Annotated in this window: 11 protein-coding genes; 3 read left to right on the top strand and 8 right to left on the bottom strand. The window is 63.4% G+C overall.

The window, feature by feature from the left end; genetic code table 11:
- Nucleotides 1–144: 144 nt before the first annotated feature.
- The 3 genes from M1E16_RS03715 to ptsP are packed head-to-tail and all read right to left on the bottom strand — an operon-like array spanning nucleotide 145 to nucleotide 5,709.
- On the bottom strand, nucleotides 145–1,890 hold the full coding sequence (locus tag M1E16_RS03715) for a PTS fructose-like transporter subunit IIB (protein WP_458129235.1): 1,746 nt from the start codon (nucleotides 1,888–1,890) through the stop codon (nucleotides 145–147).
- Nucleotides 1,891–1,903: 13 nt separating this feature from the next.
- Nucleotides 1,904–2,845: a 1-phosphofructokinase gene (pfkB, locus tag M1E16_RS03710; protein WP_434695892.1), complete on the bottom strand. Its 942-nt coding sequence runs from the start codon at nucleotides 2,843–2,845 to the stop codon at nucleotides 1,904–1,906.
- Nucleotides 2,845–5,709 (bottom strand): phosphoenolpyruvate--protein phosphotransferase, encoded by a 2,865-nt coding sequence (ptsP, locus tag M1E16_RS03705; RefSeq protein WP_434626157.1) that lies wholly within the window; start codon nucleotides 5,707–5,709, stop codon nucleotides 2,845–2,847. The genes pfkB and ptsP overlap by 1 nt, the downstream gene beginning before the upstream one ends.
- Nucleotides 5,710–5,998: 289 nt before the next feature.
- Between ptsP and cra the strand changes: the two genes are divergently transcribed.
- Together cra and M1E16_RS03695 are read left to right on the top strand one after the other, a co-directional pair.
- A complete protein-coding gene (gene cra, locus M1E16_RS03700; protein WP_305496884.1) occupies nucleotides 5,999–6,994 on the top strand; it encodes a catabolite repressor/activator in 996 nt (331 codons plus the stop codon).
- Between the two features lie 20 nt (nucleotides 6,995–7,014).
- Nucleotides 7,015–7,791, top strand: coding sequence for a TatD family hydrolase (locus tag M1E16_RS03695; RefSeq protein ID WP_458129234.1), 777 nt, complete (start codon nucleotides 7,015–7,017; stop codon nucleotides 7,789–7,791).
- A gap of 117 nt (nucleotides 7,792–7,908) precedes the next feature.
- Here M1E16_RS03695 and M1E16_RS03690 read toward each other — a convergent pair whose 3' ends face one another.
- The 4 genes from M1E16_RS03690 to M1E16_RS03675 form a co-directional block, all read right to left on the bottom strand.
- On the bottom strand, nucleotides 7,909–8,613 hold the full coding sequence (locus tag M1E16_RS03690) for a methyl-accepting chemotaxis protein (protein WP_434674501.1): 705 nt from the start codon (nucleotides 8,611–8,613) through the stop codon (nucleotides 7,909–7,911).
- A 1,618-nt stretch (nucleotides 8,614–10,231) separates the two neighbouring features.
- On the bottom strand, nucleotides 10,232–11,068 hold the full coding sequence (gene ampE, locus M1E16_RS03685) for a regulatory signaling modulator protein AmpE (protein ID WP_305496891.1): 837 nt from the start codon (nucleotides 11,066–11,068) through the stop codon (nucleotides 10,232–10,234).
- Nucleotides 11,065–11,625: a 1,6-anhydro-N-acetylmuramyl-L-alanine amidase AmpD gene (gene ampD, locus M1E16_RS03680; protein ID WP_434569850.1), complete on the bottom strand. Its 561-nt coding sequence runs from the start codon at nucleotides 11,623–11,625 to the stop codon at nucleotides 11,065–11,067. The genes ampE and ampD overlap by 4 nt, the downstream gene beginning before the upstream one ends.
- Before the next feature lie 64 nt (nucleotides 11,626–11,689).
- A complete protein-coding gene (locus tag M1E16_RS03675) occupies nucleotides 11,690–13,900 on the bottom strand; it encodes a DUF1631 domain-containing protein (protein ID WP_458129233.1) in 2,211 nt (736 codons plus the stop codon).
- 266 nt (nucleotides 13,901–14,166) lie between these two features.
- On the opposite strand from M1E16_RS03675, the gene nadC reads away from it, so the two are divergent.
- On the top strand, nucleotides 14,167–15,015 hold the full coding sequence (nadC, locus tag M1E16_RS03670; RefSeq protein ID WP_434626163.1) for a carboxylating nicotinate-nucleotide diphosphorylase: 849 nt from the start codon (nucleotides 14,167–14,169) through the stop codon (nucleotides 15,013–15,015).
- Between the two features lie 40 nt (nucleotides 15,016–15,055).
- On the opposite strand, the gene M1E16_RS03665 is transcribed toward nadC, so the two are convergent.
- A complete protein-coding gene (locus M1E16_RS03665) occupies nucleotides 15,056–15,361 on the bottom strand; it encodes a DUF6388 family protein (protein WP_458129232.1) in 306 nt (101 codons plus the stop codon).
- Nucleotides 15,362–15,616: the final 255 nt, after the last annotated feature.

Raw genomic sequence — 15,616 nt, 5'->3', positions numbered from 1 at the left:
GGGTGTGACAGGTGATTCATGAACATCAATAACCCTTGTGGGAGCGAGCCTGCTCGCGAAAGCAGTGTGTCAGGCAACAAATTTGCCAACTGACACACCGTCTTCGCGAGCAGGCTCGCTCCCACCAGGGGAAATCACAAAAGGTCAGGCCTTCGCCGGCTCCAGCGCCATCTCCACCGCCTCAGGCCGCTTGAGCAGCGCATAGGTCACCGCCGTCAGCAGGCTGCCCGCGACGATTGCCAGCAGGTACAGCAGCGCATGATTGATGGCGTTGGGGATCAGCATCACGAACAGGCCGCCGTGAGGGGCCATGAGTTTGCAGCCGAAATACATCGACAGCGCACCGGTCAGCGCACCACCGGCAACACTTGACGGGATCACCCGCAGCGGATCCTTGGCCGCGAACGGAATCGCGCCTTCGGAAATGAAGCACAGCCCCAGCACCAATGCCGCTTTACCGGCCTCGCGCTCGGTCTTGGCGAATTTGCGCCGGGCGATGAACGTAGCGATGCCCAGGCCAATCGGCGGGACCATGCCGGCGGCCATGGTCGCGGCCATGGGTGCATAACTCTGCGAAGCCAGCAGCCCCACCGAAAACGCATAGGCGGCCTTGTTGATCGGCCCACCGAGGTCGACGCACATCATCGCCCCCAGCAGCACGCCCAGCAGCAGCGCATTGGTGGTGCCCATGCTGTCGAGGAAATGCGTCAGGCCTTCGAGCATGCCCGCCACTGGTTTGCCGACGATGTAGATCATCACCAGGCCGGTGAACAGGCTCGCCAACAGCGGAATGATCAGGATCGGCTTGAGCGCTTCCAGGCTCTGGGGCAGCCGCGCGTAGCGGTTGATCGCCTTGGCAGCATAGCCGGCTAGAAAGCCCGCGATGATCCCGCCGATGAACCCGGCGCCCAAGGTGCTCGCCAGCATCCCGCCGATCATGCCTGGCGCCAGGCCCGGCCGGTCGGCGATGGAATAAGCGATGTAGCCCGCCAGCAGCGGCACCATCAATTTGAATGCGGTATCGCCGCCGATCTGCATCAGTGCCGCCGCCAGGGTGCCAGGCTCCTTGAAGGCCTCGATGCCGAACACGAACGACAAGGCGATCATCAAGCCACCCGCCACCACCATCGGCAGCATGAACGAAACACCGGTCAGCAAGTGTTTGTAGACGCCGCTTTTTTCCGCTTTCGCCGGACCGCCGGAATTGTCGCTGGCGACGCTTTCCTGCCGACCTTCGGCCAAAGCCTTGTTCAGCGTGGCTTCGGCCTGCTTCAACGCGATGCCGGTGCCGCAGCGGTAGATTTTCTTGCCGGCGAAACGCTCGGTGGCGACTTCAATGTCGGTCGCCAGCAGCACCACGTCGGCCTCGGCAATCGCTTCGGGACTCAGCGGATTACGCGCGCCCACCGAGCCCTGGGTTTCGATCTGCAAGTCGTAGCCCAAACGCGCCGCTGCCTGCTGCAAGGCTTCGGCGGCCATGAAGGTGTGGGCAACGCCGGTCGGGCACGCGGTGATGGCCACCAGGCGCGGGGCGCGCTCGGTGGAGGCCTGTGGTGCTTCGGCGAGCACGTCGGCCTCGGCCATTACCTCGGCTTCTTCGGCGCCACGCCGCAGCACCGTATCAACGTCTTGCAGGGCCTGGGCCGGGGTGCTGCGAAATACCCGCTTGCCGACAAATCGCGACAGGTCCACCGGGCCGCTGGCAACCAGCAGCACCCACTCGGCCGCCTCAAGCGTGGCGGCCGACAACTGGCGCTCGGGGTGCGCCGGGTCATGCACTTCAACGCTGGTGCTCCAGCCCTGGCGCTGGGCCGCCGCGTCCAGCAGACGGGCGCACAACACACTGGTGACCATGCCGTTCGGGCAGGCCGTCACAATGGCTAATTTCATCTTGCGAACCCTCTTATTGTTCTGTCAGGGGGCGCACGCGCACGCCCTGTTCAAGCGACGCCAGCAACGCGGTGTCGTGGATGCCAAAACCGATCTGCGTGACCGCCATGGCGGCGATGGCCGTGGCGCTGCGCAGGGTCTGCTCCGGCGTGTGCGCACCGAGCAAGCCGTGCAGCATGCCGGCCAACAGCGAATCACCGGCACCCACGGTACTCGCAACCGTCACCTTGGGCGGCGAAGCATGCAGCGCCGAACCGACGCTGAACCAGTTCACGCCGTCGGCGCCATGGGAAATCACCACGTGCTCGATACCCTCGGCATGCAGGCGCTGCGCCGCTTGCGCCTGGGCCAATTCGCTGACCACGGCGCAGCCCAGCGCATCGGCCAGCTCTTCGGTGTTCGGCTTGATCAGCCACGGCCCCGCCGCCAGGGCGACGCGCAAGGCTTCGCCGCTGGTGTCGAGGGCCACGTTCAAGCCAAGTTGTTTCAGGCGCGTGATCAGCGCCCGCAGCCATTGCGCACTGACGCCACGGGGCAAGCTGCCGGCCACGACCACCACATCATGGCCTGGGGCGATTTGCTCAAGGCGCGCCAGCAACGCCTGCTGAGCGGCTTCGTCGACCATTGGGCCCGGGCCGTTGAGATCGGTGATGCGGCCGTCCTGCTCGGCCAGCTTGATGTTGCTGCGGGTTTCGCCCGGAACGCGGATAAACGCGTCGACGAAGCCACGCTGGGCGAACAACGTCTCGAACACCTGGGCGTTGTCCTCGCCGAGAAATCCACTGACCGTCAGCGTGTGGCCGAGATCGGCCAACACCTGGGCCACGTTCACGCCTTTACCGGCGGCGTGGGCGTGCATGGCATCGCTGCGGTTGACCTGGCCCGGTTCCAGGCGCGCCAACTCCACCGTGAGGTCGAGCGCCGGGTTGAGGGTCAGGGTAAGAATCTTCGCCATTACAGCGCCTCCACTAATGCGCGCACGTCGTCGGCGCTGCCCACGGCCAAGGCCTCTTGGGCCAGGGTTTGTACTTGCGCCAGGCTCAATTCGCGAACCCGCGCCTTGACCTCGGCGATGCTGCGGGCCGAAACGCTCAATTCGTCGACGCCCAGGCCCACCAGCACCGGCACCGCCAGCGGATCGGCCGCCAGCTCGCCGCACACGCCGACCCATTTGCCATGGGCATGGGCCGCGCGCACGGTGATGTCGATCAGCTGCAATACCGCTGGATGCAGGCCGTCGGCCTGGGCCGACAGAGTCGGGTGGCCCCGGTCGATCGCCAGGGTGTATTGGGTCAGGTCATTGGTGCCGACGCTGAAGAAGTCGACCTCCTTGGCGAGCACCGGCGCCAGCAACGCGGCGGACGGCACTTCGATCATGATCCCCAGTTGCAGGTCCGCCACCGGAATTTCCCGGCGCAGGCGCTCGGTCATGTCGCGGGCCTGGCGCCACTCGTCGACGCTGCCAACCATGGGGAACATGATCCGCAGCGGACGGTTGTCCGCCGAGCGCAACAAGGCGCGCAACTGCGCTTCCATCACCTGCGGACGCTGCAAGGTCAGGCGGATGCCGCGCACCCCGAGGAAGGGGTTTTCTTCCTTCGCGATCGGCCAGTACGGCAGCGGTTTGTCGCCGCCCACATCAAGGGTGCGCACCACCAGCGGCCGACCGGCCAGGCCATCGAGCACCTTGCGGTATTCGGCTTCCTGGGTCGCTTCGTCCGGGGCCTCGTTGTGAGCCATGAAAATCAATTCGGTGCGCAGCAGGCCGATGCCTTCCGCGCCCTGCTCCACCGCGCTGGTGACGCCGGCGCTTTCGCCGATGTTGGCGAACACTTCCACGGCGTGACCGTCGCGGGTCTGCGCCGGTTGGTGACGCTGCTCGGCGGCGGCCTTGAGGCGCTGCTCGCGGGTGTCGCGTTCTTCGGCGGCGCGTTGCAGTGTGGCGGCGTCCGGGTCGACATGCAGCCGACCGCGCTGGCCGTCCAGCAGCAAGGAGGTGCCCGGCGCCAGCAGCAATACCGCCGCCCCGGCGCCGACCAGGGCGGGAATGCCCAGGGCCCGGGCAACAATCGCGCTGTGGGCGGTGGCGCCGCCCCGGGCGGTAAGAATCCCCGCCACCCGAGCCGGATCCAGGCGGGCCACGTCGGAGGGGCCGACTTCGTCCATCACCAGAATGTACGGTTGATCTGGCTCTGCCGGCGTTTCCACGCCACACAGCTGCGCCAGCACCCGCCGGCCGACGTCCCGCAAGTCGGCGGCACGTTCGGCAAGCAAGGCATCCTGCAGGGCTTCCTGTTCTTTCGCGGCGGCTTCGATCACGCCCATCCACGCCGCTTGCGCGCTCTCGCCCAGCTTCAAGCGGGTGTCGACCTCGTCGGTCAGCTCCGGGTCGTCGAGCATTTCCTGGTGAGTGATGAAAATTTCGCGGATGGCCTTGGCCTTCGCGCGCTCGATCAAGCCTTCGATGTCGCGGCGCACCTGGCTCAACGCCTTTTGCAGGCGCTCGCGCTCGATGGCCGGTGACTCGCCGCGCAACGGATAGTCGATGTCTTGCAGCACTTGAATATGCGCCGGGCCGATGGCGATGCCCGGTGCGGCGGCGACCGCCTGGAGCAGGCTGCCGGATTCGGGCGCGAGCATCACGCTGGCGACTTCGGCGATGGTGGTTTCCCGTGGCGCGCTCGGTGGCGGCAGCGGTTCGACCTCTTCGCCGAGCCCCTCTTCGACGGCGGCCAGCAAGGCCGGCAGCGCATCGGCGGCAATGCTCGGCTCGGCGATGAACTCCAGGACCTGGCCGCGACGGGCGCCCAGGCTCAACAGTTTGCTCAGGCTCTTGGCCGACACGGCGCTGTCCTGGCCGTCGACGATGCGCACGCGGATCTCGCCTTCGAAGTTTTTCGCCAACTGCGCGAGAATTTTCGCCGGGCGCGCATGCAGGCCATGGGCATTGGCCAGGCCGATACGGGCGCTGGGCCAGTCGGCGGGCAGCTCGCCGCCCAGCACTTCGAGGACCTTGCGACTGCTGGTGGCGCGGCCCAGTTCGTGGCCGCGACCTTCGATCAGCAGCGCGCAGAGTCTTTCCAGCAAGGCCTGATGGGCCTCGCCGAGGCTGGCCAGGCAGAACAGTCCGCTCAGGGGCTGGCCGAGGTAGCGGATGGGCTTGTCCGGCGTGACGAAAGCCAGGCCAGGGCGCTTGACGGTCTGTTCACTGTGCAGCCACCACAGGCCGTCGCCCAACGGCAGCGCCTCGACCTGCTGCAACACACCGGCGAAGCCGTTGCTCACGCAGTCGGCCTGGCGCAACAGACGAGCGCCGCGCCACACCAGTTCTTCGAAATCGTCGGCCGACACGCCGAGGCCGATCATCTGCGCATCCAGCGCCAGTTCCTGCGGCGCGCCTTGCAGCAGTTTCAACAGCGCCTCGGCAGACCCGGCGCGGCGCAGGGCCTGGCCCAGGTCCGTCTCGCCGAGGGCGCGGGTCAGCAGTTGCAACAGGCGCAGGTGCTCGTCGGATTTGGCCGCGATGCCAATCGCCAGGTAGACGATCTGGCCATCGCCCCAATCCACGCCGTCCGGGAATTGCAGCAGGCGCACGCCGGTGGCATACACCAGGTCGCGGGTCTGCGGGGTACCGTGGGGAATGGCAATACCTTGGCCAAGAAATGTCGAGCCCTGGGCCTCGCGGGCCTGTAAACCGGCGAGGTAACCTTCGGCGACCAGGCCATCGGCCACCAGTTTGTCGGCGAGCAATTGCAGCGCGGCGTCTTTATCCACAGCCACCTGGGCCATGGATATCTGCTCTAGAGTGAGCTCGAGCATGCTTTCTCCTTTTTGGCGTCCGGTGGGCGCCAGGTATTGTTTTGAATGAATCAGCTTAGCGTGTGGGACAGCTTCCGGCGGTATCGCGGCAGTGCGGCCAGAAAAATCCCAAGAGCCTGAAAATACGCCTGCTGAAACGTTTAATCTAGAAAGATTGGCACGTTACTCGATAATCTCTCATCCTTGAAGTGCAACTTGTCGAAAGCGCCTCGGGGGTGACCATCGTGCCGAATCGGGTAGGATGGGCCTTCAATGTCGCGGCACACTCGAAAAAACAAGGAAAACCGGGTTGAAACTCAGTGATATCGCCCAGCTTGCCGGTGTGTCCGTCACCACCGCCAGCTACGTCATCAACGGCAAGGCCGAACAGCAACGCATCAGCAACGCGACCGTCGAACGGGTGCGGGCGGTGGTCGAAGAACATGGCTTCACGCCTAACCCCCAGGCCGCCGGGCTGCGCAGCCGGCACACGCGGACGTTGGGTTTCATCCTGCCGGACCTGGAAAACCCCAGCTATGCCCGTATTGCCAAACTCCTGGAGCAAGGCGCCCGCGCCCGGGGCTATCAACTGTTAATAGCCAGTTCCGACGACGCGCCTGACAGCGAGCGCCAATTGCTGCAACTGTTCCGCGCCCGGCGCTGCGATGCGCTGATCGTCGCCAGTTGCCTGCCGGCCGAGGACGACAGTTACCGTCAGCTCCAGGCCAAGGGTATTCCGATCATCGCCATCGACCGGGTGATGGAACCGGCGCACTTCTGCTCGGTGATCAGCGATGACCGCCAGGCCAGCCTGCAACTGACCCGCAGCCTGCTGGACACCCACCCGCGGCAGATCGCGCTGATCAGTGCCCGTCCCGAACTGAGCATCAGCCAGGAGCGGGCCGCGGGGTTTCGCGAGGCGCTGGCCGGGTTCGACGGCCAGGTGTTGATCGAACACGGCGAGTCGTTCAGCCGTGAATGCGGTCGCCAACTGATGGACGAGATGCTCGCGCGCCTGGGGCATTTGCCCGATGCGCTGATCACTACGTCCTATGTACTGCTGCAAGGCGTGTTCGACGCCCTGCATGATTTTCCGCTCAAGTCGCGGCCGTTGCGCCTGGGCACGTTTGGTGACACGCAACTGCTGGATTTCCTGCCGCTGCCGGTCAATGCCATGTCCCAACAGCATCAACTGATCGCCGCCAAGGCGCTGGAACTGGCGCTGGCAGCCATCGAGAACGATGACTACCAGCCTGGTGTCCAGGCGATTGCCCGCACGTTCAAACAGCGTATCCACCAAGGCTGAAGATTTTCCCGGATCGAACCATGGAGCTGATCGACACCCACACCCACCTGGACTTCCCGGATTTCGACGCGGATCGCTCGGCGCTGCTGGCCGAAAGCCGCGCCCTGGGCGTTCGGCAAATGGTCTTGCTGGGGGTATCTCGGGACAACTGGCAACGGGTCTGGGACTTCGTGCAAAGCGACCCCGACCTGCACGCCGCGCTGGGCCTGCACCCGGTGTACCTCGACCAGCATCGTGGCGAAGATATTCAGCAATTGCGTGACTGGCTGGCCCGCCTGGCCGGGCATCGGCAGTTGTGTGCGGTGGGGGAAATCGGCCTGGACTATTACATCGAGACCCTGGACCGTGATCGCCAGCAGGCATTGTTCGAGGCACAACTGGGCCTGGCCGTGGAGTTCGAACTGCCGGCACTGATCCATGTGCGCCGCAGCCACGCCGCGGTGATCGCGACCCTGAAGCGTATCCGCCCCGCCCGCACCGGCATCATCCACGCCTTCGCCGGCAGCTTCGAAGAGGCCCGCGAATACATCAGGCTCGGTTACAAGCTCGGCCTCGGCGGCGCTGCGACATGGCCGCAGGCTTTGCGCATGCACCGGGTGCTGCCAAAACTGCCGCTGGACGCGGTGGTGCTGGAGACCGATTCACCGGACATGGCCCCGGCGATGTTCCCCGGCCAGCGCAACAGCCCGGCGCATTTGCCGGCGATTTGCGCGGCGTTGGCGCAGATCATGGGGATCAGTCCGGAGCGACTGGCCGAGGCCAGCACGGCCAACGCCCGCCAACTGTTCAATTGGTGACAACCTGTGGGAGCGAGCCTGCTCGCGAATGCGGTGTACCAGACACCCTGTCTGCGAGTGATATGCCGCTTTCGCGAGCAGGCTCGCTCCCACATTGGAACTGTGTGGACACAGGAATCAAACCCGAAACGCATTGATTAATTGCTTGAGCTGCACCACCTGCGCGGACAGCTCGCGGCTGGCGTCTTCGGTCTGGTGCGCGCCCTCGGCGGTGCGCTCGCCGGCGCGGTTGATCTCGACGATGTTCTGGTCGATGTCATGGGCAACCGCCGTCTGTTGCTCTGCGGCAGCGGCGATCTGCTGGTTCTGGTCGACGATCATGCCAACGGCGCCGAGGATATTTTCCAGGGCCTGCTGAACCCTTTCCGATTGGCCGACGGTGCCGCTGGCCATCTCATGACTGCTGCCCATGGCCTTGACGGCGGCGCCCACGCCGCTGTGCAGCCGGCTGATCATCGCTTCGATTTCCTCGGTCGATTGCTGGGTTCGCTTGGCGAGGGTACGGACCTCATCGGCCACCACCGCGAACCCACGCCCCTGCTCGCCGGCCCGGGCCGCTTCGATCGCGGCATTGAGCGCCAGCAGGTTGGTCTGCTCGGCGATGCTCTTGATCACGTCCAGTACACGGCTGATGGCCTGGCTGTCGGTGGCCAGTTGATTGATCACTTGCACCGACTGATCGATTTCACTGGCCAGCCGGGCGATGCTGCTTTGCTGTGACTCAACCAGGCCGCGCCCGCTGAGGGTTTCATCGTTCACGCTATGGGCGCTGCTGACCGCCGCGGCGGCACTGCTGGCGACTTCCTGGGCGGTGGCCGACATCTGGTTCATCGCCGTGGCGACCAGCTCGATCTGGCTGCGCTGCCCGGCCACGGCCTGGTTGCTCTGGGCAGACACGGCTTGCACCTGACCGGCCTGGCGCTCGACCTCGGCAACCGTGCGACCGACCTGCTCGATCAGGTCATGGATTTTCGCCACGGTGCCGTTGAACACTTCACCCAGCTCGCCCAACTCATCCTTGCTGCGAGCCACGAAATTGACCGTCATGTCGCCGGCCGCGACCTTGTCCATCATTGCGCCCAAATGCTTGAGCGTGGTGCGAGTCGAGGCATAAAAACCGGCGTACAGGTAAAAAATCAACAGGAACACCACCGCCAGTGCCACCGCTTGCAGCACCATGTGGCTGCGGTTCTGCTCCAGGCGGTGCTGCAACTGGACACCGAGAAAGCCCAGGGTCACTTCGTTCAGCCGATAGGTCTGTTCCATCAGGCCGCTGACCTGCTGGTAAAACGCCGACCAGGGGGCGTCCAGCGTATCAGCCATCACCACCTGTTCCTCGATCAGTTCGGCGGCCTGCTTGAGAGAATCCTTGCTGGCGCCGGCCTGCTCGGCAAGCGCCTGCCCGGCCGCCTTGCTGGAGCCAAGGGCGTCCTGCAATTTAAGATCATATTCGCCCTGGAGTTTTTCGACCTGTACCAGCAACTCGTCAAACCGGGTGCTCGAAGCAGAATTGAGGAACCCCAAGCCCAACGACGAAGCCCCCAGCGCACGCCCTTCGCCCAGGATCTGGGTGACCTTGGGAGTCACGCCGGCCATCAGTTCGCTGAGTTGGCGGATGTCGCCCTGGTTGTCGCGGCTCAGGCCCGCCTGGCTGGCGATGACCTGGCCAAATATTTGCGCATTGTTGAGCAACCTGCCGATCAACGCGCTTTTGCTTTGCAGTGAGCTTTCGGCCTGCTGGGCCTTGAAGGCGGCAATCATTTCGTCGCGCTTGGCATCGAAGGCGCTGACGTGCTCGGGCTCTGCGGCCATCGCCTGCATGCCCTGGAGGCGCGCGAGAATCTGTTGCTCCAGGGTGCTGATCCGGCTTTCCACGTCGCCCGCCTTGCCGGACTGGCCCAGGCTGGCATTGATCTGCACCAGGTTGTTCAAGGTCTCCAGGTCGCGGCGCAGAGTCAGGCTGCTGCCCAGCAAGTCGAGGCTTTGCAACTCGACTTGGGTGCCCTGAAACTCCCGGTAGGAATCGCGTACCAGAAAGAAGTTGGTCACCAGCATCGGCAGCAGGAACAACACGCTGATCAGGCTGAACTTCATGCCGAAGCTCAGGCGGTTCATCAGGGCGACGGCGGGCCAGAGCAAACTCTTCACAAGGAAGTCTCCCGATAATTTTTATTTTTATAGGCGCGCGGGCAGGCAGCAGAAGGCCACTATGCGGACGCTGCTTCTGTATAGCTTAAATCGGCGGGGAGATTTGTAACTTAAGGTTAACGAGAGGAATGAGCGCAGCCCACCGTGGCGAGGGAGCTTGCTCCCGCTGGCCTGCAAAGCAGGCCGCTGCGTTTTTTCAAGCAGATTTCTTTGGCCGGGTTGCGGCTGCTGCGCAGCCGAGCGGGAGCAAGCTCCCTCGCCACAAAAGCTGTTGGCCACAAGATCCGTTCTATCAGGCCAACACCGTCCACAACGCAAACCCGGCATACCAGAGTACTGCCGCGCGCAACAGCAGTTCCCACAGCCGATCCAGGCTGTTGATGCCGTCCGGCCCGGCGACGGGAGTCGGGATCTCGCCGGCCACCAGGCCGACCTTGTTGATCAGGTCGGCCGCGCTGATGTTCCAGTTCAGCAGTTCGTGCAGCATCACCCGGCTGACCGCCACGAAGTTGCCCACCAGGGCGAAGCTCGCCGCCAACAACCGCACCGGTACCCAATCAAACGCGTGGCGCAGCTGCGCCGCACGCTCGGCCACGCCGGGGTTGTGGCTGTGTTCGGCGGCAAGGGCGAGCAATCGATAGCTCAGGGCAGCCACCGGGCCCAGCAGGAAATACCAGAAGATGACCGCAAAAAAACTCTGGTACGCCTGCCACAGCAAGTGCCCCTGGACCCGCTCCAGCAACTGCTCGCCGCCATCGGCATCGATGTTCAGGTCGCGCTTGGCCACATGATTCGCTGCCTGCAGATCTTCACGGCGCCAAGCGTCGCGAAACGGCCCGAGTTCAGCCAACAGATCGCCGCGCCCCAGGCTGTAGATCACCACCAACAGGTGCACCGGCAGTGCCAGCAGACCATAGGCCACCGGCTCCAGCACCCATAACAGCAATGCCAGCAGCGCCACCGGCAACAGCACCATCACCATCAGCACCAGCCAGGGCCGATTGACCCAGCGTGGGCTCGCTTCGAGCTTGTTCAGCTCGCCCAGCCAACCGCCGTCACGCTGGACCCGCTGGCGCAGGGCCGAGAATTTCTCGATCCAGACTGCCAGCAGCAACACCAGAAAACTCATTGTCCTTCCCCTTCTGTCAGGGCCGCGCGATAGCGCGCCCAGTCGAATGCCGGTCCCGGATCGGTCTTGCGCCCCGGGGCAATGTCGCTGTGCCCACAGATGCGCTGCACCGTGATCGCCGTAAACGCCGCGCGCAACTGCCGGGTCAGGTCCACCAGGGCGACATATTGCGCGTCGGTGAACGGCAGATCATCGGTGCCTTCAAGCTCGATGCCTATGGAAAAATCGTTACACGTCTCCCGCCCTTCGAAGCACGAAACCCCCGCGTGCCACGCACGCTCCAGACAAGAGACAAACTGCGTCACCGCGCCGTCACGTTCGATAAGAAAATGCGCAGAGACACGCAGGTCGGCAATACCGGCAAAGTAGGGATGTTCCGTGACATCCAGACGATTCTGGAAAAATTCCTGCACCTTGCCAGTGGCGAACTGTGCCGGCGGCAGGCTGATGTTGTGGATCACCAGCAGGGAGATCTCGCCTTCGGGGCGCGCATTGAAATTGGGCGAAGGGCAATGACGCACGCCATCGCACCAACCGCTCACGGGGTCCAACTGCATACGGGTTCCTTCGATGACGACGGTGAGTGCCGCCAGTATGCCGCGATCTACGTCGGCTGCGCGATCACTTGCCGCGATTGAGCTGACGCAGGTTGCCGAGAACAGACTCCAGTGCCCGGTCGAACAGCAGGGTGTCGTCCAGCAGACGTGCCGCTCCCCGGCGGAACTCCAGGGCGAGGCTGGTGCGGCTGTGCTCCAGGACCTTGAGGCCGGTGCGGTTGACGAAAACGAACTTGCCGGTGGCCTGGATGATCGCCGCCAGCTTGCAACGCAGGCTGTTGTCTTCGTCTTCCTGGAACTCTACCCAGCATCCCAGGCGCAATTGATCGACCTGAAGCAGGCCTGCATCATCAGCCGGCAAGCGCACGGTCGGCTCTTGCGCGGGCGTCTGTGGCGCAGTGCGAAGGACGATGGGCTCCGCCACTTCGACCATGACCGGCAGATCCGCCGGCTCGCCAGCCTCCGTTGCCTGACCCAGCCGCTGCAGGGCCTGGACATGAAGCAATTCCAGCTCGCTGAAAAATTCGCTGGTGGCGAACGGATCGAACGCCGAGCGACTCAGCCCCTCGCGCAGGGCCTTGAGCAGCTCCGGCACCATCGCCAGCAAACGCAGGCCCGCATCGGACTCTTCGTGATGCTGGACACTCCAGACCAATTGTTCCAGGGTCAGCACGTCGGCCCGCCATTCGGCTGAATGCTCGCCATGCTTGAAGCCGGTCAGCAGCAGCACCTGGCTCCAGGCCTGCTGCACGAAATCCACTACGGCCTGGGGCAGGACTTTGCCCAGCATGACCTGGTTCAGTGCCCCTTCGACCCGCTGTCGGGCCAGGTCGGCCTTTGCCCTTCCCTCTTCGGCGTCACGGATGCGCTGCTCAAGCAATTCACAACGGCGGCGCTCGTCGCTGGTGAACGCCAGGAAATCGGCCAGTACTTCGGAAAATATCGCCGGATCGTCGACGAAGTCGTTCAACAGGCGCTGCACCACCTGCTCGATGCGCAGATAGAGGCTGTCGCGCTGATGATCATCGCAATCGCCCCAACCCATCGCCGCCGCTGCGATTTCATTGAGCAACCGGCGCGCCGGATGATTATTGCGACTGAAAAAGCTCTTGTCCTGCACCGCGACCTTGAGCATCGGGATCTGCAGCCGGCCGATCAAGGCCTTGAGGGAGTCCGGCAGGTTACGGTCATCAAGGATGAATTCGAACATCATCGCGATCAGGTTGATCACGTCTTCGTCCGCGCCTTCGACCACGCGGGATTTGCCGCTCTTGACACTGACCCGGGTCAACAGCTGTTCAAGCTGGCTGCGCAGGTCGAAGTCATCCTGAACCGAGGGGGCCGGCACGTATTGCTGCAAATGAGACAACAAGCGCAAAAGGTCACGGGTCGTGATTGGCTGGGCCGGTGCACTGGGCTCAAGGGTCGGCGCGACACTGCCGCGCACCTGGACCAACAACTTCTGCAAAGCGGCGAAGACTTCGTGCACGCTGTCATCGACATCGTCGACCCTTGGCCTGGCAGGCCCGGCAGTGCTGGGTCGAGCAGGCTCTTCGACACGGTCCGAGGCCCGCCGCGACGGAGAAACCTTCAAATCCGGCAAGATCCCGGTTGCCGCCAATAGCTGATTTGCCTCGGAATAAAGGTTATCGCATTCGCTGAGCACATACCGCTCGAAGAGCTTGAGCAGGATCAGCTTGACCTTGATGCCTACGCCCAGGTTACGCCCGGCCTGGAGAAAATTCTCACACAGCAGGGCCGGGCTCAAGGGGTTGTGCTGGTTCGCCAGGGGCCGCGACAGTAACGCGCCGAGTCGCGCCGTGAGTTGATCGAGAGACAGGCCATCGCGACTGAGCACCCGAGTGACCATGGTTTCCACCGCCAGCCGGCGTTCGAGGTCATCATGGTTTCGCTGGGCCGGTATGGCGCCCAATACGGGCGCGAGGGTGGCCTGGGTCAGATCGTATTGGGCAAGATTGACGAACGCCTCGAAAAACTGTTCGAGGAATTCACGCTCGATGCTCTTGCGTTTCAGCCGCAGGTCTCGCATGGCTTCGAAGTAGAGGTTCTGCTCGACATCGTTACGCGCCCGGTCGGCCATTTCGAACAAGGTATCGTCAGCGTTATCGAACAATTCCTGCAAGCCAAGGCGCAACTGCTGCGCAGCCTTGTCGCGAACCTGAAGCAGAATCACAGGCAGGCGGGCGAGCGGCGAGCGACTCGCCTGATCGGTAGACGCCTTGTGCAAAGGCACTACATTCCCGTCGTTGTGCATCCTGGCCTCCTGAAAGGGCATTCTTCGGTTCGCGACGTCAAAGTCATGGCGTCAATCGAAAGGCGGATTATCGGGTAAAGAACCCTGTCGCACCAGTGGACACTTGTGAACCAGCTCGAAATACTCGGAACAACTGACAGGACAATCGGGAAAATGTTGCGGGCATGCGACCAAATGCAGGTTTCATCCGGCAGCGCGCAAGTGGCGCCTTGGGTTCGCCTGCGGCCTGGCCCTATAATCCGGCCACTTTGTTTGTGGAGCCCGTCATGCCGAATCTACGCCTCGCCGATCTGACCGCCGAAATCGAAGCCAACGTGCGCCGTGCGTTGCTCGAAGACATCGGCAGCGGCGACATCACCGCACAACTGATCCCCGCCGAACGCCTGGCCAAGGCCACCATCATCACCCGCGAAGCCGCGACCATCAGCGGCACGGCCTGGGTCGATGCGGTGTTCAGACAACTGGATCCCCGCGTCGCGGTGCATTGGCAAGTGCGCGACGGCGACCGGGCAAGCCCCGACCAGGCCCTGTTCCACCTCGAAGGCCCGGCCCGCTCACTGCTGACGGGCGAACGCAGCGCGCTGAACTTCCTGCAGATGCTCTCGGGCGTTGCCACCCGGGCCCGCTATTTGGCGGACTTTGTTGCCGACACCCAGGTCAAGCTGCTGGATACCCGCAAGACCCTGCCCGGGCTGCGCCTGGCCCAGAAGTACGCGGTCACCTGCGGCGGCTGCCATAACCATCGCATCGGCCTTTACGATGCCTTTCTGATCAAGGAAAACCATATCGCCGCCTGCGGTGGCATTGCCCAGGCCATCAGCGCCGCCCACAAGATCGCACCGGGCAAGCTGGTGGAGATCGAAGTGGAAAGCCTGGCGGAATTGAAAGAAGCGCTGGCGGCCGATGCCGACATCATCATGCTCGACGAGCTGAGCCTGGACGACATGCGCGAAGCCGTGCGCCTGAACGGCGGCAAGGCGAAACTGGAAGCCAGCGGCGGCATCAACGAAAGCACGTTGCGCCCGATTGCCGAGACCGGCGTGGACTATATCTCCATCGGTGCGATGACCAAGGACGTAAAAGCCGTGGACCTGTCGATGCGCTTGAGCCTCTGACAAAAAAAAAACGCCAGCCTTGAAGAGGCTGGCGTTTTTTTCAGACCACCAGATTATTCATCTCGCAGTACTCATCCCAATCCACACCCAACACCTCGGCCGCCTCCTTGTGCAAGACAAGGCGCTGCGCCTCGAACTCTTCCGGCGTACTGGTGTACTTGAGCGTCAGCTCCCAAGGCTGCAGGCCCTGGGCTTCGGCCTCATCCTCGAACGCCCACTGGACCTGGTCTTTCTGATCATCGGCGGACAAGTCCTTGATCTCATCGCGCAACTGCGGCGTTTCTTCGAGGTACTTTTCCAGGGCTTCTTCGTGCCTGGCTTCTTGGGACAACTCTTTAACGGTCATGGCGTTCTCGCTGATCTGGGAATGGAAGATGGATCTGGATCATCAAGGATCTCTCTGACGCAGGAAGCCGTTGGAAGCTCGGTTTTCCTGGCCTTCAGAACCATTCGTGGATCATCTGAAAACTGCTGGGCGATGCTCATGCAGTGACGAATATAGGATGTTTTGCCAAGGATTTACACGGCTCTTTACATCCACCGCAGAAAAAATCTCATGCCTGACGGCAAGGTGCCCAGGAACATTTGTCATGGCAACCAG

Source organism: Pseudomonas sp. Z2-11 (assembly GCF_054161305.1).
This window is presented reverse-complemented; position numbering and strand designations above follow the sequence as displayed.

Coding starts and splice junctions, on each gene's coding strand:
- M1E16_RS03715 (WP_458129235.1), bottom strand. CDS start 1,890: ATGAAATTAGCCATTGTGACGGCCTGCCCGAACGGCATGGTCACCAGT.
- pfkB (WP_434695892.1), bottom strand. CDS start 2,845: ATGGCGAAGATTCTTACCCTGACCCTCAACCCGGCGCTCGACCTCACG.
- ptsP (WP_434626157.1), bottom strand. CDS start 5,709: ATGCTCGAGCTCACTCTAGAGCAGATATCCATGGCCCAGGTGGCTGTG.
- M1E16_RS03695 (WP_458129234.1), top strand. CDS start 7,015: ATGGAGCTGATCGACACCCACACCCACCTGGACTTCCCGGATTTCGAC.
- M1E16_RS03690 (WP_434674501.1), bottom strand. CDS start 8,613: ATGTCGGCCACCGCCCAGGAAGTCGCCAGCAGTGCCGCCGCGGCGGTC.
- ampE (WP_305496891.1), bottom strand. CDS start 11,068: ATGAGTTTTCTGGTGTTGCTGCTGGCAGTCTGGATCGAGAAATTCTCG.
- ampD (WP_434569850.1), bottom strand. CDS start 11,625: ATGCAGTTGGACCCCGTGAGCGGTTGGTGCGATGGCGTGCGTCATTGC.
- M1E16_RS03675 (WP_458129233.1), bottom strand. CDS start 13,900: ATGCACAACGACGGGAATGTAGTGCCTTTGCACAAGGCGTCTACCGAT.
- nadC (WP_434626163.1), top strand. CDS start 14,167: ATGCCGAATCTACGCCTCGCCGATCTGACCGCCGAAATCGAAGCCAAC.
- M1E16_RS03665 (WP_458129232.1), bottom strand. CDS start 15,361: ATGACCGTTAAAGAGTTGTCCCAAGAAGCCAGGCACGAAGAAGCCCTG.